Below are 19,912 nucleotides of genomic sequence, written 5' to 3' on the forward strand. Positions count from 1 at the left end.
ACAGCCAAGGCAGGTAGTTTTAACCCTGCCAGGGTTGTCACCTTCTCTCAGGGATTGAAAATGTCTATCAAAAATATCGTGGCGTGTGCAGCCATTGCGGCGTGTTCTTTTGCCGCACAAGCCCAAAACATCGTTGTGAACGGCAGCTTTGAACAAGTGAGCGGCAACAACACACAAAATGCCGGTTCTTGGGGCATTTACACCAGCATCAATGGCTGGACCGGTACCCCCAACATCGAAGTGCGTGACTCGATTGCTGGCAATGCACAACAAGGCTCCAACTACGTTGAGTTGGACACCACTGGCAACAGCGGCATGTTCCAGACAGTAACTGGCAATGGTTGGTACGAGTTGAGCTTCTGGTATTCGGCTCGCCAAGGTGTGGCTGCTGGCTCTAACGGGCTGAGCTTCACGTTCGGAAATCTGTCCGGTCAAGTGCTGGCCAATGTCGCAGGCGCACCTTCTGGCAATGTGTGGCAGCAGTACACCGGACTGGTGTTTCTGAATGGCGCGACAAATCTGACTTTCTCCGCTACAGGCGGTTCTGACAGTCTTGGTGGTTCTTTGGACAATGTGTCTGTCACTACAGCAGTACCCGAGCCAGAGTCCTACGCCATGATGTTGGCCGGCTTGGCACTGATGGGAACCATTGCCCGCCGTCGCAAGAGCAAGTCTGCCTGATTCGCATCTCGTAGCCTCTCACAAAAGCTTGCTTCGGCAAGCTTTTTTTATGTCCAAAAAGTTACCCGAATCGGGGTTATTAGTCCGAATGGACTATTGCGAATGCAACCCATCGGACCATACTGGAATGGCCTGTCAACGATTCAACTTCAAGGGGAATTCACCATGAAACTCAAGACCTTTCGGACTTTTTTGCTGGTATCGGGTGCGCTGGTTGCGTCTACCGCTGCCACTGCCGCCAGCTACTCCTTCGATTTCATGGCGAATAACAACAGCTACCAGGTGAGCGGTATCTTGGTCACCGAGGACGTCCTCAACGCACTGAATGGCTACAACATTGTGGGCATCAGCGGTACTGTGACTGGAAGTGGAGGTGGTGTTATTACCTCCCTGGTGGCCAATCCGAACAGTCCCAACCCCGTCACCCAGTTCGGGTACATCTTCGACAACAACCTGTTCCCTTCGTTTGCCCCACAGCTGAGCTACCCTGGCGTTTTGTTTACCACCACCAGCGGCAATCGCTGGAATCTGTGGGGCAACTCCCCGCAAGACTACTCACTGCATTCCTACGCGTTCAGCAATGGCAATCCCGGTTCGGGTACGGGTGGCCAGGAGATTCACGGAACCTTCACCACGACCGCCGTTCCTGAGCCCGAGTCCTACGCCATGATGCTGGCGGGCCTGGGGTTGATGGGCGCCATTGCACGCCGCCGTAAAAGCAGAGCGGTGTAGGTGGGATAGGCGTTAGTCCGAATGGACTATTGTTTTGTGGGGCCGGGAAATGTCTAATTGGACTAGGGAAGCTTGCTGTGGCCGTGCAGGCGTTTGTATATCACCTGGCTTCACTTGATCAAAGAGTAAACCATGAAAAAAATTCTTTCTACGCTGTCACTCGCGCTGCTTGCTTTTGGCGCGCAGGCTAGCGAAATCCATTACCAAACCGGTAACTTCACCGGTAGTCCTACCTTTGCAAGTGGTAGCGACTACCAAGCTGCAGTGGACTCGGCGGTTGCACTGTCCCCTGTGACGACCATCGCAAGCTACGACAGCGTCAACCCTGGCTTGTCGTCGGCTGGCAACGATGCTTACAAGGCTACGGTAACCTTCGGAGTCAGCACTGCGGGCCTGTGGGAGTTCCGTTCGGGCGTTGACTTTGGTTTGGGCGGCGCCATGTTCCTGAATGGTGTTTCGCAGACATACAAGACCACCGACATGTGGTGGGCAGGCAGCTATTCCAATCCTTCGCAATACCTGAGCTTCTCGAGCGTGCTGGCGGTTGGCAATTACACGTTGACGATTTATGGCCTGGAGTGGTGCTGCTCCGGTGCACAGCAGGCACAATTCAAAGCGGCTGGTAGCAATGCGTTCGTATCGTTCAGCAACCAGGATGGTTTGGTATCTGCTGTTCCCGAGCCTGAATCCTATGCACTGATGCTTGCGGGCCTGGGCTTGATGGCTACAATTGCGCGCCGCCGCAAGAATAAAGCTGCCTAATCGTTCTTACTGTTCCTTGAAAATAGCTTGCCGCGGGCAAGCTATTTTCGTTGATAGCTGCATCAATAAAATCGACACGGATTTGCGTTAGCGTCAGTTTATTTGCTGTCACAGGGTTCAAGCAATGGCAACACAGGTTTCGAGTATTCCAAAAAAGGAAGATCTGGCGCGTTACTACGCGCTCATTTCTCAGGTTTTTGGTGTGCGCCGCCATATCGACCTCATGCACTGGCTGCAAGGTGATGTGCAGCACTATTTGCCCCATGATATTTTGGTGGCGGCCTGGGGTGATTTCCATTTGGGCCTGGTGCATTACGACATCGTGTCTTCCATGCCAGGGGTGCGTTCGGAGAACGCCATGTCCGAAGCGTTGACACCGCTGTTGACGGGGCTGTTTGACCGCTGGATTGCACAAGACCGCAGGCCCTTCACGCTGAAGGTTTGCGAACGCGGTTTTACCTGGAACAACGATGCTACACCAGGCCCCATTGGCGACGCCATGCGCACCATGCGTTCCTCTTTGATCCATGGCATCAATGACCAACGCGGCCGCCACGACTGCTTGTACGTACTATTCAGCGCACAAACGCAGCGCCACCGCAACGAGCGGCTTGCGCTCAAATTCATGCTGCCCTATATAGACAATGCCTTGCGTCAGGTTGAGCTATTGCCCAACCAATATGCAGCAAAAAGCGTCGCACCGGTGCAGGTGGTCGACGCCGGATCAGACAATGAGGTGACCGTGCTCAGCGAGCGCGAGGCCGGAATCATGAAGTGGGTTGCCATGAACAAAACCAATGGTGAAATCGGCAGCATTCTGGACGTGAGTACCTTCACCGTCAAAAACCACATGCAGCGCATCTTTAAAAAACTCGATGTGCTCAACCGCGCGCAGGCCGTATCGGCTTTTAGCAACTCCAAGCAGGATGCCTGACGTGCGCAATGACAATGCCGCCACACTGGCCGCGCGCAACAATCCGGGCCCTTTGGGCAAGGACAATCTGCTGAGTGGTGTTGAAGCTGGTCTGGAGCCCATGGTGCTGGTCTTCGCGCTATGGGCGGTTGCGGTGTATTTTGAAGGTGATCTCTCAGGTGCTTACCTCATCCTGTCAGTCATCGTTTTTTCGCTGGCATTTCCTGGCACGCCCCGACTAAACGCGCCCGGCTGGCACATGGTTGCCGACATCTTTACCAACTGGGTGTGGACCGGCGCGTTGTTGGTATTTGTAGGCTTTGCAACCGGTTACCACCGGGAGTTTGATCGCCAGGCCATGGTGGTATGGCTGGTTGCCGCTCCCTTCGTGCAGATAGCGGCGCAGTTGGCATTGCGAGGGTTGGCGCCGTACCTGGTGCAACTGCAGGGCCCGGCCCAGCGCGCAATCATTGTGGGTATGAATGACCAAGGCGTGGCACTGGCACGCCGCGTGGGTGTCACGCCGTATTCACGTATCGAGTTTGCAGGTTTTTTCGATGACCGCGAACCGTCGCGATTGGATGCAACCGACGACTTTCGCATCTTGGGTGGCTTGCCTGACGTGCCGAAATACGTGCGCGACAACGGCATCAAGCTGATCTATTTGTCGCTGCCCATGGCTTCGCAGCCACGCATTTTGCAGGTGCTCGATGAGCTCAAGGACACCACTGCATCCATCTTCTTTGTGCCTGACATGTTCATCACAGATTTGATCCAAGGTCGCACAGGCTCGGTGTGTGGCATGCCCGTTATATCTGTGTGTGAGACGCCGTTCCGTGGGGCCAATGGCACTATCAAACGGGTTAGCGACATTGTTTTGTCCCTTCTCATTCTGCTGCTGGTCTCTCCCATTTTGTTGGCGGTTGCGGTAGCCGTCAAAATGAGTTCGCCTGGCCCCATCATTTTTCGCCAGCGCCGTTACGGTTTGGACGGGGAAGAAATTCTGGTCTACAAGTTTCGTTCCATGACGGTCACAGAAGACGGGCCAGTGGTGACCCAGGCCCAAAAGGGCGACACGCGTATCACGCCACTGGGCGCCTTCTTACGAAAAACTTCTCTGGACGAGCTGCCGCAGTTCATCAATGTATTGCAGGGACGTATGAGCATTGTGGGTCCGCGCCCCCATGCTATTGCCCATAACGAGATGTACCGCAAGCTTATCAAGGGCTACATGGTCCGCCACAAAGTTAAGCCCGGTATTACAGGCTGGGCGCAGGTTAACGGATATCGGGGCGAGACAGAGACCCTCGACAAAATGCAAGGCCGCATCGACTACGACCTGGACTACCTGCGGAACTGGTCACTGCGACTGGATTTGTTGATCATCTACAAGACCGTTCGGGTTGTGATGGGCGACCAAAAGGCTTATTGATGAATCGACTGCAGCGCGCGTTGAAATTTTTATTGGTTTGGAGCTAGCACACATGGGTTCGAATTTTGCAGATCTGCAGCCAGATATCCAGCCGCTTGGTACGGCGCGTGATTTCGTGGACGAGTTCATTGACGTGCTCAAAAAGCAACCTGTCATGCACCATTTCAGCAGCCAGGAGTTGACCCTGCTGGCTGAGTACATGGACTGTTTTGGCGTACCCCGCAAGTCCACCGTTATCCATGAGGGAGACGAAGGTGATTTTTTGGCCATTCTGGTGACTGGTGAAGCCCAGATCGTCAAACTGCAAGACGCCGAGGAAGTCATTGTTGGTCTGATCAAGCCCGGCGAGCTGTTTGGAGAAATGTCCATGGTGGATGGTCTGGAGCGTTTTGCCAGTTGCGTCACCAACGAGCCCAGCGACTTTGCGGTGTTAACCCGCCAAAAACTCAACGACATGCTGGCAGACCACCCCCGCCTGGGTAACAAGTTTCTGCTGATGCTGCTGGACCTGTCTGCGGCTCGATTGCGCAATGCCCTGCATGTTGGCGATTCCCTCGGCTGCGGCGCTAGCGCGTGTATATGACCCGCTCTGCAAGTCGAAGCCAATCCCTTGTTGCGCTGCTGACCTGTGGCGCGGCGGTGGGTTGTGCCCATGCACAGGAGACCAGCACTGAAAAACTGAAACTGCGTGCCACGATGACGCAGATTCAGGACAGCAACTATCAGCGGGCGATAGATGCCAAGGCAGTGTCGGATCAGGTCAATACCCAAGCCGTAGACGTGATCGTGGCGCTGCCCTACGGACAGCAACGTTTGGAGCTGGAGGCGAATCTGGCCAATAACAAACACCAGACGTTTACGCAGTTCGACTACGCGGCACACAACTACAACGCGGTGTGGCGCTGGAGCTTGACGCCAACTTTGGTGGGTGCCCTCAGCAGCAAGCGCACGGAAACACTTAACTCCGCAGCAGACAGTTTGGACCCTGGCTTGCGCAACACCAACGTCACCCGAATCGACAACCTCAATGCGGGTTACCTTCTGGGCGGGCCCTGGCAGTTGTTTGCCGACTATTCCAAGGGCAACTCCACAAACGAACGGGCACTGCTGGGCATCACGGACGTCAACTACCAGTCGTATACGGCAGGCGTCAGTTATGCGCCCAGTGTTGGTAACTCGTTGAACTATGCGCTGCGTAACGACAAGGGCACCAGTACCAGCGACTACAGTTCTATTGGTCATGCCTTTGTGGCACTCTATGCCCCCACGGCAGACACAACACTGAAGGGTCGTGTCGCATACATCGAGCAACGGTTTTCCATTGACTCCAAGTTTGACTTCAGCGGTATCACAGGCGGTGTGGAAGCGACCTGGCGCGCCACACCCAAAACCAGTATCAATGCCAGCTGGTTGCGTGACATCACCAGTTTTCAAACGCTGGAGTCTACCCACGCCAGAATCGACACGTTCAGCATAGCCCCTAAGTGGCAAATGCGTCCCACCGTGTCCATCGGTTGGACCTACAAACGCTCGGTACGCGATGGCCTGGGTAGTCCCCACGGCACAGCAAGCAGTCGCCAGGATCGCACGCAGGAGAGCATTTGGGATATCAATTGGCAGCCGCGCAAATATTTCATATTGCGGGGTGCATTTTCCAATGCCAGTCGAACTTCCAACGTCGTTGACCAAGACTACACGGCACAGGTGGTAACACTTGGTGCGCAATTTATTTACTGACCCACATGCATACAGAAAAGTACACCATGCAAAATTTGCACATCCCCTCCAAAATTGTCCGCGCCACAGTGCTGGTCGCGTTGGTTCCAATGCTGGTCATGGGGTGCAGCAAAAAGGACAACGTGGCGACCCAGGCCGTGGCCATTGTTGACGGCCAGGAAATATCGGTTCACCAAATCAACACGGTGCTGTCCAAGGTCAATGGCGTCACACCCGACACACTGCCCAAAGTCAAGCGGGAAATCCTAGACGGATTGGTGGAGCAACAGTTGGCCATTAACCTGGCGATCAGCAGCAAGCTGGACCGCAGTCCCGAAGTCGTTACCGCTATCGAAAACGCCAAGCGTGAAATCATTGCCCGTGCAGCCTTGGAGCAAATTCGCAACGCCTTGCCCAAGCCAACCGACGAAGAAGCCAAGGCCTATTTTGATGCGCACCCAGAACTCTTCAGCCAACGCCGCGTGTTCAACCTGCAAGAGATCGCCATCGACAAGGCGACGCCCAACCTGGCGGAAGTGCGCAGCATGGTCGCATCAGCCAAGAGTATGGAAGATGTGGCGCAATGGTTGACCCAAAAGGGTATCGGCTTTAAGCCCAATGCGGGCACCCGGCCTGCCGAGCAGATTCCACTGGAAGTCTTGCCTGCATTGCACCAGTTCAAAGACGGCCAGATTGGCTTGATTGAAGGCAACGATGCGCACTTTATTGAGCGCGTAGCAGCATCCAAAACCCTGCCCATTACCGAAGCACAAGCAATACCCCGCATCAAGGTGTTTTTGGCCAACCAGCGTGGCGCCGAAGCCATCAAGCGTGAAAAAGAAGCTATGAAGGCCAAAGCCAAGGTTGAATACCTGGGTGAGTTTGCCGGTGGTGAAGCCGCATTCAAAGCCGAGGCCGAGGCCAAAGCCAAAGCGGTGGCAGAAGCCAAGGCAGCAGCCGAAGCACAGGCCAAAGCGGTGGCGGAATCCGTAGCCAAACAAAAGGCCGATGACCAGGCGAAAGCACAAGCAGAGGCCGAGGCGCGCTCCAAGGCCCGTGCAGAAGCCCGAGCCAGCGCCACCAAATCGCCGGCTTCTGCACCTGAGAGCATCAACCTCGAAAAAGGCATCAAGGGACTGAAATGAAAAAGCTATTCCAACGTGTGACCGGCCTGGCATTGGCCGCGCTGTTCACTGCATTCACTTCGATTGCTGCACTCGCACAGGACCGTCTGTACGAAGACAGACTTGGCGCGGGCGACGTCATCCGTGTGCAGGTTTACCAAAGCCCCGATCTTTCACAGGAAACCCGTATTCTGGAGACAGGTTTCATCAGTTACCCGCTGATTGGAGCAACCAAAGTGGCGGGCCTTACCATTCCTGAAGCGGAAGCTGTCATTGCAAAAGCGCTGAAGGCCGGTGGCTTCATACAGCAACCGCAGGTCACCATTGCGCAATTGCAAATACGCCGCAAAACCGTCACCGTATTGGGTGCGGTTGGGCGCCCGGGCCTCTACCCCTTGGACAATATCAATACCAATCTCTCCAGCATACTGGCAGCGGCAGGTGGCATTGCGCAAGGTGGTTCAGACACCGTGATTCTGGCGGGCAAACGCGACGGCAAGCCCGTGCGCCAAGAGATTGATGTGGCTGCAACCTACTTGGACGACAAACTCGCCAACGACGTGGTGCTGTCCCCTGGCGACACCATCTACGTGCATCGCGCCCCTTCGTTCTATGTGTATGGTGAGGCGGGCAAGCCTGGCCCCTACCGCCTGGAGCGCAACATGACGGTCATGCAGGCGCTGGTTACCGCAGGTGGGCCCACCCAGCGTGGAACAGAGCGGAACCTGCGCCTGAACCGCCGCTCGCCTGACGGAAGCGTCAAAGAGTCGCGCCCGGAACTCACCGATCTGGTGCAACCCGACGATGTGATTTTTGTGCGCGAAAGCCTGTTTTAAAGAATTGTCCGCATGACACCCAAGCAGCTTTTACTCATATTGTTCGCGCACCGCTATGTAGCGGTTATCGTTTTTGTGTTGGTGGCCGTAGGCGGAGTTGTCGCAACCTTGCTCACGCCCAAGACCTACGTGGCCACTACCGATTTGTTGGTGGATAGCAGGGCCGACCCCATCGCAGGTGCTGTCACCGGCGGTACCAATTACCTTGCTACACAAGTTGCCATCATTCAGAGTGAGCGTGTTGCCATCGGTGTGGTCAAGCGGTTACGTGTGGCTGAGACACCGGCCTTGATTGAGCAGTGGAAGGCCGCTACCCAAGAAAAAGTGCCATTGGAAAACTATTACGCCAACCTGTTGCGCAAAGGGCTGCTGGCCGAACCCCTGCGTGCCAGCAATGTGATACGCCTGAGCTTCGAGGGTACTGACGCAAAGTTTGCCACTGCCGCAGTGAACACCTTTGCACAAGCCTATCTGGACCTGACCGTAGACCTGCGCGTGGAACCCGTGCGTCAGTATGCTGATTGGTTCGATGAGCGACTAAAAAGCCTCCGCGCCAATGTTGAGACTGCGCAGGCCAAATTGTCGGCTTACCAGAATGAAAAGGGCATCATCGGTATCGACCAGCGCACCGACCAGGAAACCCAGCGTCTGGATGCACTTACCGCCCAACTGGTGGCCGTTCAGGGTGAAAACCTGGCTATTGGCAGCCGAGAGAGAAACGCAGGTGGGGAGTTGTCGCCCGACATTTTGGCCAGCAACTCGGTGGCTGGCATTAAAGGCCAACTGAGCCAAGCTGAGGCCAAACTGAGTGAAATGCGGATCAGCCTTGGCCCCAACCACCCCATGCGTGTGCAGCTCGAAAGCCAGATAACAGAGCTGAAAGAACAGTTAAGCCAGGAGATGCGCCGCGTCACCGGTGGTACATCGGTTGCGCGCAGTGCTGCCAGCATGCGTGAGGCCGAGTTGCGCGGAATGGTTGCCGCGCAAAAGGCGCGCGTCCTAGCCTTGCGCCAGGAGCGTGATCAAATTTCGGTGTTGGCACAAGACGTAGAGGCCGCCAAGGCCATGTATGACTCTGTGCTCAAACGCACCAACCAACTCAACCTAGAAAAACAGTCTGACCAAGCCAATGTATCGGTGTTGAGCCCGGCCATTGAGCCCAACACGCCGTCCAAACCCAACCGCCCCAAGTATTTGGCCATGACATTGATCGGCGCACTGGCCGCTGCGTTCGCCGCTGCATTGGCGATTGAATTTTTGAACCCCAAGGTGCGCGTGTTGAGCGACATCATGGTGGACGATGTGCCCGTGCTGGGCACTATAGAACGGCGTGACGCCAATTACTCATGGGGTCAGCGCATGGCACTGTTAGTCAAGTTTTTCACCCGGCGCAAACAGCGCAAAACGGTGTATGCGGCCAGCCGCTTGGCGGGGCTGCAATGAGCGATCCACAATTCAACTCCTCGTCGCTGTTCCCTACCGATGTGGACATTGAGCTCGACGGTATTGGCCCCAAGACAGGCTCCAAGCGTTCGCTGGGGCAGATCCTGCTGGATGCTAAGGTTCTCACCCCTGAAGATGCCCTGCGCATCATCGAACTGCAGCGCGAGAAGAAAATCCGTTTTGGCGAAGCTGCTGTAGAGTTGGGCCTGATCAGCGCAGGCGACATCGATTACGCGCTGTCGCACCAATACGAATACAGCTACCTGCCCCGCACCAGTGGTCAACATACAGACCCCGAGCTGGTAGCGGCTTACCAGCCCTTTAGCCACGAAGTGGACCAGCTGCGGACCATACGTTCACAGCTCATGTTGCGCTGGTTTGAACAGCACAAGGGCCATGCCATGCTCGCCATTGTGGGCGCAGGCCGCGCAGAGGGGGGTAGTTATTTGGCCGCCAATTTGGCGATTGTGTTTGCCCAAATGGGTGAGCGCACCTTGTTGATAGACGCTGACATGCGCGCGCCGCGCCAACACAGCCTGTTCCAGCTCAACAATCAGATAGGCTTCTCCAGCCTTTTGGCCAGCCGGGCCGATGTCGCCAGCACTATCCACCACATCCACTACATCAACAATCTGGACGTATTGCCGGCCGGCCCCATACCGCCCAACCCGCAGGAACTGCTGAATCGCCCCAATATGACTGAGCTGTTTGAATGGGCTGGCAAGACCTACGACATCGTGGTGATCGACACCTCATCACTGAGCAGTGGTGCAGATGCCCTGATGGTTGCTAGCAAGGCGGGTACTGCGTTGGCCGTAGCCCGCGCAAATGAGACCAAAACCACCGCGTTCAAAAATATGATTACGGACCTGAAACGCTCCAACATCAATGTGGTGGGGTCTGTGTTGAATGCGCCGCCGTTGATTGATGTTGCAACTTGAAGGTAAATCAGGTCCCTCGGTAGGAGGAAAGCATGCCTGAGTACATAAGGGCGCTAATTGTTATCTTGGCGCTTGCAACAGTTGTTTTCTACTTCGCGAAAACACCTGCAACCGCGGTTGCAATCACGCCAGATGATTTTGTGCGCAGACGCAACGCCTGGCTCTACATCACATTGGCCGGGTTCTTGTCCCAAAACTTCTGGGTATTCGTCGCAATAGTAAGTATTGTGATTTACAACGCTGCAAAGAAAGACACCAACAAGATTGCTCTGTTCTTCTTTCTAGTCCTCGCTCTCCCTCAAGTCAAAGAAGAGATACCAGGTTTTGCAGGCATTAGGTATTTCTTAGTTGTCGACTATGTGCGAGTGCTGACGATGATTTTGTTATTGCCCGTCTGTCTAGGCGCTAGGAGGATCGCTGTTTCGCAAAGAAACAAAGCGCATAGCGCCGATATAGTTTTAGCGACATATATTTTGCTTAATCTGGCTCTGCAGGCGCAGTATGACGTTGCAACAAATGTAGTACGAGCAGGGTTGAATTGGGTTATGGATGTTGTAATTCCCTACTATGCTATCAGCCGATCAATCAAAGATTTAAAAGGTTTCCGCGATGTGTTGATGAGTTTCGTGGTTGCTGCGATGTTGGCCTCACTCGTTGGAGTTTTTGAATTTACTCGCAACTGGATACTATATAAGACGGTTGGACAAGCTCTGGGTGCAGTATGGGATTCAGGTTATCTTGCCAGAGGAGAGTATTTGCGGGCGTCCGCAACGAGTGGCCAAGCTATTGTATTTGGCTTCGTTGTTGCCATTGCCATTGGCCTTTATCTTTCATTGCGGCACGCTATCCCCAGTAGAGCTCAATATTCCAGCGGTATTGCGCTTCTGTTAGCCGGAATATTTTCACCGCTATCCCGTGGACCTTGGGTTGGGTTGGTCGTAATGTTATTTATTTATACTGCATTGGGTGAAAAACCGATACAGAAGTATTTAAAGTATTCTATATTGGTAGTGCCTGTGATTTTCGTTGTCGCAATTTCAGACTTCGGAAAAAAAATTGTTGACTATCTCCCATTTGTTGGATCTGTCGATGCGGATAATGTGACTTATCGACAGAATTTGTTTGAAACATCTTTTCAAATTATTCTCGATAATCCGTTCTTTGGGTCTACCGATTATTTGTTGCGAATGGAAGATTTGCGGCAAGGGCAAGGGATTATCGACTTGGTGAACACGTTTCTTATTGTAGGGTTAAATGCTGGTTTCGTCGGGTTGGCTTTGTACTTACTTGTGTTTGGTCTTTCAATTTGGGGTGTTTTTAAGAGAATGAGGCAAGATACCATTGATTCAGTTATGCACAAATTAGGTCAATCGCTAATCGCAGTAATGCTCGGTATTCTTGTAATAATTGCTACGGTAAGTCCCATATTTCACGTTCCTCTTATGCTTTGGTCTGTAACGGCTTTATGTTTGGCGTATGTGCGAATAGGTACTGATGTTCGTTGATCATGATAATGCTCAATTTTTTAGTCATTATTGACCTTCATCACTATCGTTTGGTTTGGAAATGCGAAATGTAATTTTCGCTGCCTGCTGCTGAATTAAATGATGACAATAGAGTTATATCGATTTACGTTAAAGGGTTGGGCGGCTTGCGTCACACTGCCACAGTAATTCCTCCGCCTCGTCCACAAGTTTCTCTGTTCAACAGAGCTCGGACACTAATTGTCAAAGGTACGTGAGGCGGAGTACCGTTACAGCCTAAAAGCTATTTAAATAACTCGGATCTTAGGGTTGCAAAATGCTGCAATTGGTGTTGGGTTTAATTGATTTGCTGGTTGACCTATTGTTTTATGGTTTCGGGCAAAGGCAATCCGGTCTCAATGGCTGAGTGCCTTAATTGCTTTTTCATTTAACTTCGGAGGGTATGACTTGGTAATGATATTCACAAGTGTTGTCACTAGTCTCCACCTGGTCTCTATTTCTAATTGACTGCAACAATCATGGACATTAGTACCATCGTAGTGAGTTACAACACTGCAAGACTTTTGCCAGAGTGCATAAAAAAGCTGCGCTCGGCATACCACCATCTTAAATGCGAGGAAATCTTTATAGATAACGCTTCAGCAGATGATTCGGTAAATCTTATTCGTCGCGAATTTGGATCGGCGCATCTACTCGAAAACAAACATAACGTAGGATTTGGTCGTGCAAACAACCAAGCATTGCCTTTAGCAAACGGACGGTTCGTCCTCTTGCTCAATACCGATGCATTTGTTGCACCAGACACTTTGACGAAAACAGTGGCTTACATGGACTCCAATCCAAACTGTGGGATTTTAGGTGTGCGCCTTGAGGGGCGAGATGGGCTTTTACAACCTTGCTGCAGATACTTCCCGACGCCATGGAACACTTTTTTGTATAGAACTGGGCTAAACCGGATTTTCAAAACTGTACAAATGGTGGACAACATGGACTGGGCGCATGACGCTGTACGTTCTTGTGATTGGGTGGTCGGGTGTTACTACTTGGTGCGCAAAGAAGTTGTGGAGCAAATTGGACTCTTTGACCCTCGTTATTTTCTATATTTTGAAGAGGTTGACCATTGTTTCGCAGCCAAGAAGGCGGGTTGGGATGTCGTGTTTTATCCGCACACTACCGTTGTTCATCTGGGTGGGGAGAGTGCCAAGTCGGACGGCGTCGTTACTCAGAGCGGGCGGCAGCTCGAGGCACTTCAGGTAGAGAGCGAACTTTTGTATTTCCGCAAGAACCACGGATGGGGTGCGGTATGGGGCAATGTTGCGCTCACGGTGCTAGCCGACGCCCTCAATACGCTAAAACGTGTCTTCAAGCCCGGGGTTGCGCTCAATGCCGGGGGCGCCTGGCAGCATACAGCGTTGGTGTGCATTACTTTTGCGCGCACCCGCTGGGGCACCAAGGCTACCCGCTGATGCACAGCATGACCAACCGCAGTGATGCGCTCAAAGACCGCGCTGTTGTTGCGGTCGTCATTGGTCGCAACGAAGGGACGCGATTGAAGGTTTGTCTGGCCTCGGTTGTAAACGTTAACTTGGTGCAGACCGTGGTATACGTGGACTCCGGGTCCAGTGATGGTTCTGCAGACTACGCCCGGTCCCTGGGCTGCGAGGTAGTGGATCTCGACATGTCTATCCCCTTCACTGCAGGACGTGCGCGCAATGCAGGCTTTGCGCGCGCGGTGGCATGCAAACCAGATCTTGCACACGTGCAGTTCCTTGACGGCGATTGTGAGTTGCTACCAGATTGGCTCACGGCCGCACAATCCGTGCTTCAATCCAGCCCGCAGGTGGCGGCGGTGTGCGGGCGCCTTCGGGAGCGCTTTCCGCAGAAAAGTATTTATAACCAGATGTGTGACATCGAATGGAATACACCTGTCGGAGAAGCAAAGGCATGTGGAGGCATCGCGATGTTTCGGGTGGAGGCGTTCGCGGCAAGCACGGGTTTTCGGGAGACGCTCATCGCCGGAGAGGAGCCGGAGCTTTGCATTCGACTACGTTCAGCCGGTTGGAAGATTCTGCGCATTGACCAAGACATGGCTTTGCACGACGCAGCGATGGTGCATTTTCGCCAATGGTGGAGCCGCTCCACGCGTACTGGCTATGCGTTTGCGGAAGGCGCGTCGCTCCACGGTCGGTCGCCCGAACGCCACTGGGTGCGCGAGTCACGTCGTGCGTGGCTGTGGGGTGCAGGCATACCTGTGTTGGTGATTGCGCTGGCCATTTTTTTCAGCCCGTGGGCGCTGGGTTTGTTGTTGGCATACCCCTTGCAAGTGTTGCGGATTTATCGAAAGGTGTACCAGTCGCTGCCCCTGGCCGGCTGGTATGCCACGTTACAGGTTGTCGGCAAACTACCTGAAGCATTGGGGCAATGCAAATTCCTGTTGAACCAGATGTTGGGCAAACGCGCCGCACTGATCGAATACAAATGATGCCTTGCTGTCCGCCATGAATATCAAAATAGCTTACTTCATCAACCAATATCCCAAGGTCAGCCACAGTTTCATCCGGCGGGAGATCTTGGCTTTGGAGCGCCAGGGGTTCGATGTGCAACGCATCGCATTGCGCGGCTGGAGCGATTCTGTAGCCGACCCCGAAGATTTGGCAGAGAAGAACCGTACGCACTATGTGCTGCAGGGCGGCATTTGGCCGCTGGTATTGGCAACGCTACGGACTATGATCCTAAATCCAATCCGGTTTGGGGCCGCTTTTGCATTAGCCACAAAGGTGTCGCGGCATGCCGATCGATCTCTGCCGTTCCACCTTGCCTATTTGGCCGAAGCCTGCCGCATGCTGGCGTGGTTGCAATTGCATGGTGCACGCCATGTTCATGCCCACTTTGGCACCAACAGCACTGAGGTGGTGATGCTGGCCAACGCGCTCGGTGGCCCTGGCTATAGCTTTACCGTGCATGGCCCCGAAGAGTTTGACAAGCCGCAGTTCATCCATCTCGGAGAAAAGATACGACGATCGATATTCGTCGTTGCCATCAGCTCCTATGGGCGCAGCCAGCTCTACCGCTGGGTAGAGCTTGCCCAGTGGTCCAAAGTACAGGTGGTGCATTGTGGGCTTGAGGCTGCCTTCCACAACGTGCCGTTGACGGATGCACCCGATGTGGCGCGCCTCGTATGCGTTGGTCGACTGTGCGAGCAAAAAGGTCAGTTGCTTCTGATTCACGCCCTTGCGGAGCTCGCGCAGCGTGGTGTCCCGTGTGAACTGGTCTTGGCTGGGGATGGCGAGATGCGTCCGGATGTCGAGGCGCTTGTTGCCCAGCACGGTCTGCAGACGCGGGTGCGCATCACCGGTTGGATCAGCAGCGCGCAGGTTCGCGAAGAACTATTGGCGTCGCGCGCTCTAGTGCTACCCAGTTTTGCCGAGGGGCTACCTGTCGTCATCATGGAAGCCATGGTTTTGCAGCGCCCAGTAATCACTACCGCCGTAGCGGGCATACCTGAGCTGGTGCGAAATGGGGAAAATGGTTGGCTGGTTTCTGCTGGTGCGATTGACGAGTTGACTAATGCCATGGCCGACTGCCTGGCAACACCTTCAATACAATTGGCAGTAATGGGACGTGCAGCGCGCGCGCGCCTTGGCGCGCCACTCCGTGGATACCGAAGCATCTAAGTTGGCGCAACACTTTACTCGGGCTATGTCATGACTCCCGTGACAGTTTTGCTTGGTGTTTTGGCGGCGCTATTGCTGATCCCCTGCGGCGTGCTGTGTGTGCAGACCTTGTCCGCACTGTTGCTGCGGAGGCAATTGGCCGCCGTCCACAAACCACCTGCCGCTGTCAGCGATTTGCCAGACGTGTGTTTGTTGATGCCTGCCCACAACGAAGCGTCGGGCATAGCCACGGTGTTGCGTGTTTTGTTGCCTCAACTCGGCCCCCATACGCGATTGCTCGTCGTTGCAGACAACTGCACCGACTCCACGGCCGCAATAGTTCGTGAGTTTGCGCAGACATGTGAATTCATCGCGGTAGTTGAGCGCCACAATGCGCAACTCCGCGGCAAGGGCTATGCGTTGGACTATGGTGTACAGCATCTCACAAACCAACCACCCGAGGTCCTGGTGGTGGTCGATGCCGACTGCGAGGTCGCGCCGGGTGCGATCGATGCTGTGTCGCGGTTGTGTTCAGAATCCGGTCGTCCCGTGCAGGCGCTGTATCTGATGAAATCTCCGCGAGACGCTGGCGTAAAGGTCAAGCTTGCACAGTTTGCATGGCTGGTCAAGAACCACGTAAGGCCGTTGGGATTTCAGCGTATGGGTTTGCCCTGCCAACTAATGGGCACTGGCATGGCATTTACATGGCAGCAGATAAGCCAAGCCAAGCTCCATACTGGGCACATTGTGGAAGACATGCAATTGGGTATTGACCTGGCCCTGGCAGGATCCCCGCCACTGTTTTGCCCGGATGCCTTAGTCACGAGCATGTTTCCTGCCACAGCCGAAGGCTTGGACAACCAGCGCACCCGATGGGAGCATGGGCACTTGGGCGTCATCCTGTCCCAAATGCCACAACTTCTTTGGCAAGGAGTTCGTCGCCGCAATTGGGCACTGTTTGCTATGGCGCTAGACCTGTGCGTACCGCCGGTGGCTCTGCTAGCGCTGCTCATGGTCGCCACAATGGCCGCTAGCCTTGCTTTAACCTGGGGAGGAGGCAACTGGCTGCCGTTAACACTGTCTGCTGCGGGTTGCATGATGTTGGGGGGCGCCGTCATGGGCGCCTGGTACGGCTTTGGACAAGGCGTGATCAGTTTTTGGCAATTGTGCAAAGTCCCGACTTACGTGCTAACCAAGCTGCCGCTTTACTTTTACTTCCTGGTTAAGCGCCAAAGCAGTTGGGTACGCAGCAAGCGGGATGGTGAGCAATGAAAAGTACTATTCCCAACTCTGAACGAAATGTGCATTGCGTGCTTGGCTTACCGTTTGATGCCGTGTCCCTGGAGCAGGCCGTAGAAAGCATTCGGGATGCTATAACCCGCCGTGCCCCTTGTTTTATTTCCACTCCCAACCTCAATTTTCTGATCGCCGGTCACACCAATGCAGCGTTTCGTAACTCGGTCGGCCGCAGCGACCTGAGTTTGGCCGATGGCATGCCCATCGTCTGGCTTGCCAAGCTGATGGGCATTCCAATAACGCAGCGTGTGTCGGGGTCCGATGTTTTTGAGGCACTGCGACAGGGTGTCGGGCCTTTGCTGAAGGTGTATTTTTTCGGCGGACCACCTGGCGTGGCGCAACGCGCTGCGCAACAAATCAACACTGAGGGCAAAGGCATGGTGTGTGTGGGCTTTGAATCCCCCGGCTATGGAACCATCGAGGAGATGAGCCGTGCAGATACCATTGCAAAAATTAACCAGAGTGGCGCTGATTTTTTGATCGTCGCATTGGGTGCAGTCAAAGGCCAAAGCTGGATAGAGTCCAACTTGGAAGCCCTTCAGGTACCCGTGGTCAGTCACTTGGGTGCTGTAGTCAATTTTGTGGCGGGAGGTGTCAGACGCGCGCCGCATTGGATGCAAACAACGGGACTTGAGTGGGCGTGGCGTATTCGTGAAGAGCCGACGCTCTGGAAGCGCTATCTCTCTGATGGCAAGGGACTCATCAAGTTGCTAGCAACCCGAGTAACCCCATTCTTGTATTACAAGTACTTACACCGCGAAAGCGCTATGCGGGCGATAGAGGTGACCATCGAATGGGACAATTCAGAGCCGACAAATATTCAATTGCAGGGTGACGATACCTTGCGCTGTGGCGCATGGCTAAAGAACCAACTTACGCAAGTATCTCCTGGGTTCAAGAAGCTGACTGTGAGACTAATTGAACTGTCGTGGATACCGAGCGACTTGCTTGGCATGATTCAAGTGATTGATTCGCATGGGTATATAACGCTCCAGGTATTGGTTGACAACGTAAAACCTTGCGCGTTGCAGCAACTCAGCTTGAGTGGTTGCCGCTATGTGTCCGTGCACATTTAGAGAGGACGCGCAATGTTTAAACTATTCAGAAGCCCTCTTAGACGGTATGCGTTGCGTACTGGAAAGTTGAAGTCGGCATACATGACGATTTGCAGACCGAGTAGTGTTGATTTCGCTACCTTCATGAGACTCCACGGAAGACTACATTCCGTCGGAGAGAATGTCTGCATCTATATACGGGTGCCACCCATGGCGCGAACTCATCAGACGATGGGAGGGCTCGTTTGATGAAAAGATCGAGCCAGAGTTGCTGAGAATGCTAACCAAGTACTTTTATGCTGAATGATGACGCAAGCAGGCAAGATGTAGTTTCCGCATCACTCCCTGACCTGCGCAGAGAATTTAAAACATGGTTTTCTTGGGCGCCATCCCGTTCTCTAATTGCAAGTATTCGTAGTTATCAGCGCATCAGTTCCGACTCAATGTTCGGATTAGCGGTCAAAAAAACTGCGATCTTGCGGCATCGATTCTGGAGCGTTGTGACCGGTGCAGACATACCGATCAAGTGTCAGATCGGTGGTGGTCTGCTTATGCCGCATCCAAATGGGATCGTGATCCATCCAGACGCCATCATTGGCCCCAATTGTTTACTGTTTCAGCAGGTGACCATCGGCCAAAGCAAAGGCGGAGTGCCAATCATTGGGGGACATGTAGACATTGGTGCAGGTGCAAAGGTGCTGGGAGCCATTTCAATAGGTGACCATGCAGTCATTGGTGCAAACGCTGTTGTTTTGAGAGACGTGCCAAGTGGGGCAACGGTAGCGGGCGTGCCGGCCGTTGTTGTTGCGGGAGACGGGAGATGAGTGCCGTAAGGATAGTCAATTTCGCAGAGATCGCAGATCCCGAGTGGACCTTTCTGAAAGATAGCATAAAGACCAAGGATGTGTCATGGAGTTTTCACTCCGCGTCACCGCGGTACTGGCTGGAGCGTGTTGTCAAACGCCCCAATCTTGCGAGACTGCGTGCTAGCCTGCATGTGGGTTTTTTGGCTCGCGGAACTGCTGCCGATGTCATCGTGTCGCATCTGCCCCGAGCAACGCTGTGGGCTGCAATGTTCGCCAAGCTCTTCTTCAGCAAATCAAAACATCTGGCCTTTTCTTTCAACTTTACAGAACTGCCCAAAGGATTGAATAAAGTCTTGATGCGGTATGCGTTCAGGAGCATTGATCGGTTCGTGGTTTTCTCCGAGGCCGAAAGACATATTTACGCGTCGTTCTTCTCCTTGGATATCAATAAATTTGATGCAATCCGCTGGTGTATGAACAAGCCGAAAACACGCGCGTTGAATGCGAGCCTGCCTGAGAAATACATCTGCGCTGTGGGTGGTGAAGGCAGAGACTACAAGTCGTTGGTAATGGCGGCTCAGCAATTGCCAAACCTGCACGTTGTAATCGTGGCACGACCGGATAGTTTGGCCGGACTACATCCTTCTGCAAATATCTCCGTATTCACAAATCTGAAGAACGAAGAGTTCTGGCATGTCGTAAAGAACGCCAGTTTCGTAGTTTTGCCGTTGAAGGACGGTAGTACCAATTGCGGCCACATATCGATTGTCGGTAGTCAAGCGTTCGGCAAGCCAATTGTCTCGACCTACTCCTCGGGTACTTCAGAGTATTTGCAGCACGGGCAGAACGCCTTGATGAGTGCTGCGGGAGACAGCCTTGCCCTAGGCGTAAACATAAAGAGACTGTGGGAAGACAAGACGTTGTATGAAGAACTCAGCTCAAATGTCACTGACCACGCCCGAAAACACTCTATCGACAACTGGGTCACGTACTTTGACAGGTATCTTCTGTCTACGAGTCGCTTGTGACAGCGTACAG

19 protein-coding genes are annotated in these 19,912 nt (G+C 53.7%); all 19 read left to right on the forward strand.

The genetic code is table 11. From position 1 onward, the window contains the following. The first annotated feature begins 60 nt into the window (after positions 1–60). The 19 genes from HZ993_RS24605 (at position 61) to HZ993_RS16285 (ending at position 19,902) form a co-directional block, all read left to right on the forward strand. The gene (locus tag HZ993_RS24605) at positions 61–681 is read left to right on the forward strand and encodes a PEP-CTERM sorting domain-containing protein (RefSeq protein WP_245213659.1); all 621 of its coding nucleotides are present in this window, start codon (positions 61–63) and stop codon (positions 679–681) included. A gap of 165 nt (positions 682–846) precedes the next feature. Continuing rightward, entirely contained in the window at positions 847–1,413 is a 567-nt protein-coding gene (locus HZ993_RS16200; protein ID WP_245213660.1) for a PEP-CTERM sorting domain-containing protein, read from the forward strand. Positions 1,414–1,545: 132 nt separating this feature from the next. Continuing rightward, positions 1,546–2,175, forward strand: coding sequence for a CCXG family PEP-CTERM protein (locus HZ993_RS16205; RefSeq protein WP_209393779.1), 630 nt, complete (start codon positions 1,546–1,548; stop codon positions 2,173–2,175). A gap of 124 nt (positions 2,176–2,299) precedes the next feature. After that, the gene (gene epsA / locus HZ993_RS16210; RefSeq protein WP_209393780.1) at positions 2,300–3,109 is read left to right on the forward strand and encodes an XrtB/PEP-CTERM-associated transcriptional regulator EpsA; all 810 of its coding nucleotides are present in this window, start codon (positions 2,300–2,302) and stop codon (positions 3,107–3,109) included. Further along, entirely contained in the window at positions 3,102–4,520 is a 1,419-nt protein-coding gene (locus HZ993_RS16215) for an undecaprenyl-phosphate glucose phosphotransferase (RefSeq protein ID WP_371816936.1), read from the forward strand. Before epsA ends, HZ993_RS16215 begins: the two co-directional genes overlap by 8 nt. 52 nt (positions 4,521–4,572) lie before the next feature. After that, a complete protein-coding gene (locus HZ993_RS16220) occupies positions 4,573–5,103 on the forward strand; it encodes a cyclic nucleotide-binding domain-containing protein (protein WP_209393781.1) in 531 nt (176 codons plus the stop codon). Continuing rightward, positions 5,100–6,257: an outer membrane beta-barrel protein gene (locus HZ993_RS16225; protein ID WP_209393782.1), complete on the forward strand. Its 1,158-nt coding sequence runs from the start codon at positions 5,100–5,102 to the stop codon at positions 6,255–6,257. The genes HZ993_RS16220 and HZ993_RS16225 overlap by 4 nt, the downstream gene beginning before the upstream one ends. Before the next feature lie 26 nt (positions 6,258–6,283). Further along, entirely contained in the window at positions 6,284–7,381 is a 1,098-nt protein-coding gene (locus tag HZ993_RS16230; RefSeq protein WP_209393783.1) for an EpsD family peptidyl-prolyl cis-trans isomerase, read from the forward strand. Then, positions 7,378–8,196, forward strand: a complete 819-nt coding sequence (epsE, locus tag HZ993_RS16235; RefSeq protein WP_209393784.1) for a polysaccharide export protein EpsE — start codon at positions 7,378–7,380, stop codon at positions 8,194–8,196. Before HZ993_RS16230 ends, epsE begins: the two co-directional genes overlap by 4 nt. Positions 8,197–8,208: 12 nt before the next feature. Beyond that, complete coding sequence (locus HZ993_RS16240) at positions 8,209–9,639, forward strand: GNVR domain-containing protein (protein WP_209393785.1); 1,431 nt, start codon at positions 8,209–8,211, stop codon at positions 9,637–9,639. Continuing rightward, a complete protein-coding gene (epsG, locus tag HZ993_RS16245; RefSeq protein WP_209393786.1) occupies positions 9,636–10,580 on the forward strand; it encodes a chain length determinant protein tyrosine kinase EpsG in 945 nt (314 codons plus the stop codon). Before HZ993_RS16240 ends, epsG begins: the two co-directional genes overlap by 4 nt. A gap of 32 nt (positions 10,581–10,612) precedes the next feature. Further along, positions 10,613–12,085, forward strand: coding sequence for an O-antigen ligase (locus HZ993_RS16250; RefSeq protein WP_209393787.1), 1,473 nt, complete (start codon positions 10,613–10,615; stop codon positions 12,083–12,085). A gap of 497 nt (positions 12,086–12,582) precedes the next feature. Further along, entirely contained in the window at positions 12,583–13,530 is a 948-nt protein-coding gene (locus tag HZ993_RS16255; RefSeq protein ID WP_209393788.1) for a glycosyltransferase family 2 protein, read from the forward strand. Continuing rightward, positions 13,530–14,546: a glycosyltransferase family 2 protein gene (locus HZ993_RS16260; protein ID WP_245213662.1), complete on the forward strand. Its 1,017-nt coding sequence runs from the start codon at positions 13,530–13,532 to the stop codon at positions 14,544–14,546. Before HZ993_RS16255 ends, HZ993_RS16260 begins: the two co-directional genes overlap by 1 nt. Before the next feature lie 16 nt (positions 14,547–14,562). After that, the gene (locus tag HZ993_RS16265; protein ID WP_371816937.1) at positions 14,563–15,738 is read left to right on the forward strand and encodes a glycosyltransferase; all 1,176 of its coding nucleotides are present in this window, start codon (positions 14,563–14,565) and stop codon (positions 15,736–15,738) included. Between the two features lie 30 nt (positions 15,739–15,768). After that, positions 15,769–16,989, forward strand: coding sequence for a glycosyltransferase family 2 protein (locus HZ993_RS16270; protein WP_209393789.1), 1,221 nt, complete (start codon positions 15,769–15,771; stop codon positions 16,987–16,989). Beyond that, on the forward strand, positions 16,986–18,089 hold the full coding sequence (locus HZ993_RS16275; RefSeq protein ID WP_209393790.1) for a WecB/TagA/CpsF family glycosyltransferase: 1,104 nt from the start codon (positions 16,986–16,988) through the stop codon (positions 18,087–18,089). Before HZ993_RS16270 ends, HZ993_RS16275 begins: the two co-directional genes overlap by 4 nt. Positions 18,090–18,364: 275 nt before the next feature. Beyond that, on the forward strand, positions 18,365–18,892 hold the full coding sequence (locus tag HZ993_RS24890) for a serine acetyltransferase (RefSeq protein ID WP_209393791.1): 528 nt from the start codon (positions 18,365–18,367) through the stop codon (positions 18,890–18,892). After that, positions 18,889–19,902, forward strand: coding sequence for a glycosyltransferase (locus HZ993_RS16285; RefSeq protein ID WP_209393792.1), 1,014 nt, complete (start codon positions 18,889–18,891; stop codon positions 19,900–19,902). The genes HZ993_RS24890 and HZ993_RS16285 overlap by 4 nt, the downstream gene beginning before the upstream one ends. The last annotated feature ends 10 nt before the right edge of the window (positions 19,903–19,912 follow it).

Source organism: Rhodoferax sp. AJA081-3 (genome assembly GCF_017798165.1).
Lineage (GTDB): Bacteria > Pseudomonadota > Gammaproteobacteria > Burkholderiales > Burkholderiaceae_C > Allorhodoferax.

Bases quoted from the DNA above. Each gene is read 5' to 3' on its own strand.
- HZ993_RS24605 (WP_245213659.1), top strand. From the start codon at position 61: ATGTCTATCAAAAATATCGTGGCGTGTGCAGCCATTGCGGCGTGTTCT.
- HZ993_RS16200 (WP_245213660.1), top strand. From the start codon at position 847: ATGAAACTCAAGACCTTTCGGACTTTTTTGCTGGTATCGGGTGCGCTG.
- HZ993_RS16205 (WP_209393779.1), top strand. From the start codon at position 1,546: ATGAAAAAAATTCTTTCTACGCTGTCACTCGCGCTGCTTGCTTTTGGC.
- epsA (WP_209393780.1), top strand. From the start codon at position 2,300: ATGGCAACACAGGTTTCGAGTATTCCAAAAAAGGAAGATCTGGCGCGT.
- HZ993_RS16215 (WP_371816936.1), top strand. From the start codon at position 3,102: ATGCCTGACGTGCGCAATGACAATGCCGCCACACTGGCCGCGCGCAAC.
- HZ993_RS16220 (WP_209393781.1), top strand. From the start codon at position 4,573: ATGGGTTCGAATTTTGCAGATCTGCAGCCAGATATCCAGCCGCTTGGT.
- HZ993_RS16225 (WP_209393782.1), top strand. From the start codon at position 5,100: ATGACCCGCTCTGCAAGTCGAAGCCAATCCCTTGTTGCGCTGCTGACC.
- HZ993_RS16230 (WP_209393783.1), top strand. From the start codon at position 6,284: ATGCAAAATTTGCACATCCCCTCCAAAATTGTCCGCGCCACAGTGCTG.
- epsE (WP_209393784.1), top strand. From the start codon at position 7,378: ATGAAAAAGCTATTCCAACGTGTGACCGGCCTGGCATTGGCCGCGCTG.
- HZ993_RS16240 (WP_209393785.1), top strand. From the start codon at position 8,209: ATGACACCCAAGCAGCTTTTACTCATATTGTTCGCGCACCGCTATGTA.
- epsG (WP_209393786.1), top strand. From the start codon at position 9,636: ATGAGCGATCCACAATTCAACTCCTCGTCGCTGTTCCCTACCGATGTG.
- HZ993_RS16250 (WP_209393787.1), top strand. From the start codon at position 10,613: ATGCCTGAGTACATAAGGGCGCTAATTGTTATCTTGGCGCTTGCAACA.
- HZ993_RS16255 (WP_209393788.1), top strand. From the start codon at position 12,583: ATGGACATTAGTACCATCGTAGTGAGTTACAACACTGCAAGACTTTTG.
- HZ993_RS16260 (WP_245213662.1), top strand. From the start codon at position 13,530: ATGCACAGCATGACCAACCGCAGTGATGCGCTCAAAGACCGCGCTGTT.
- HZ993_RS16265 (WP_371816937.1), top strand. From the start codon at position 14,563: ATGAATATCAAAATAGCTTACTTCATCAACCAATATCCCAAGGTCAGC.
- HZ993_RS16270 (WP_209393789.1), top strand. From the start codon at position 15,769: ATGACTCCCGTGACAGTTTTGCTTGGTGTTTTGGCGGCGCTATTGCTG.
- HZ993_RS16275 (WP_209393790.1), top strand. From the start codon at position 16,986: ATGAAAAGTACTATTCCCAACTCTGAACGAAATGTGCATTGCGTGCTT.
- HZ993_RS24890 (WP_209393791.1), top strand. From the start codon at position 18,365: ATGCTGAATGATGACGCAAGCAGGCAAGATGTAGTTTCCGCATCACTC.
- HZ993_RS16285 (WP_209393792.1), top strand. From the start codon at position 18,889: ATGAGTGCCGTAAGGATAGTCAATTTCGCAGAGATCGCAGATCCCGAG.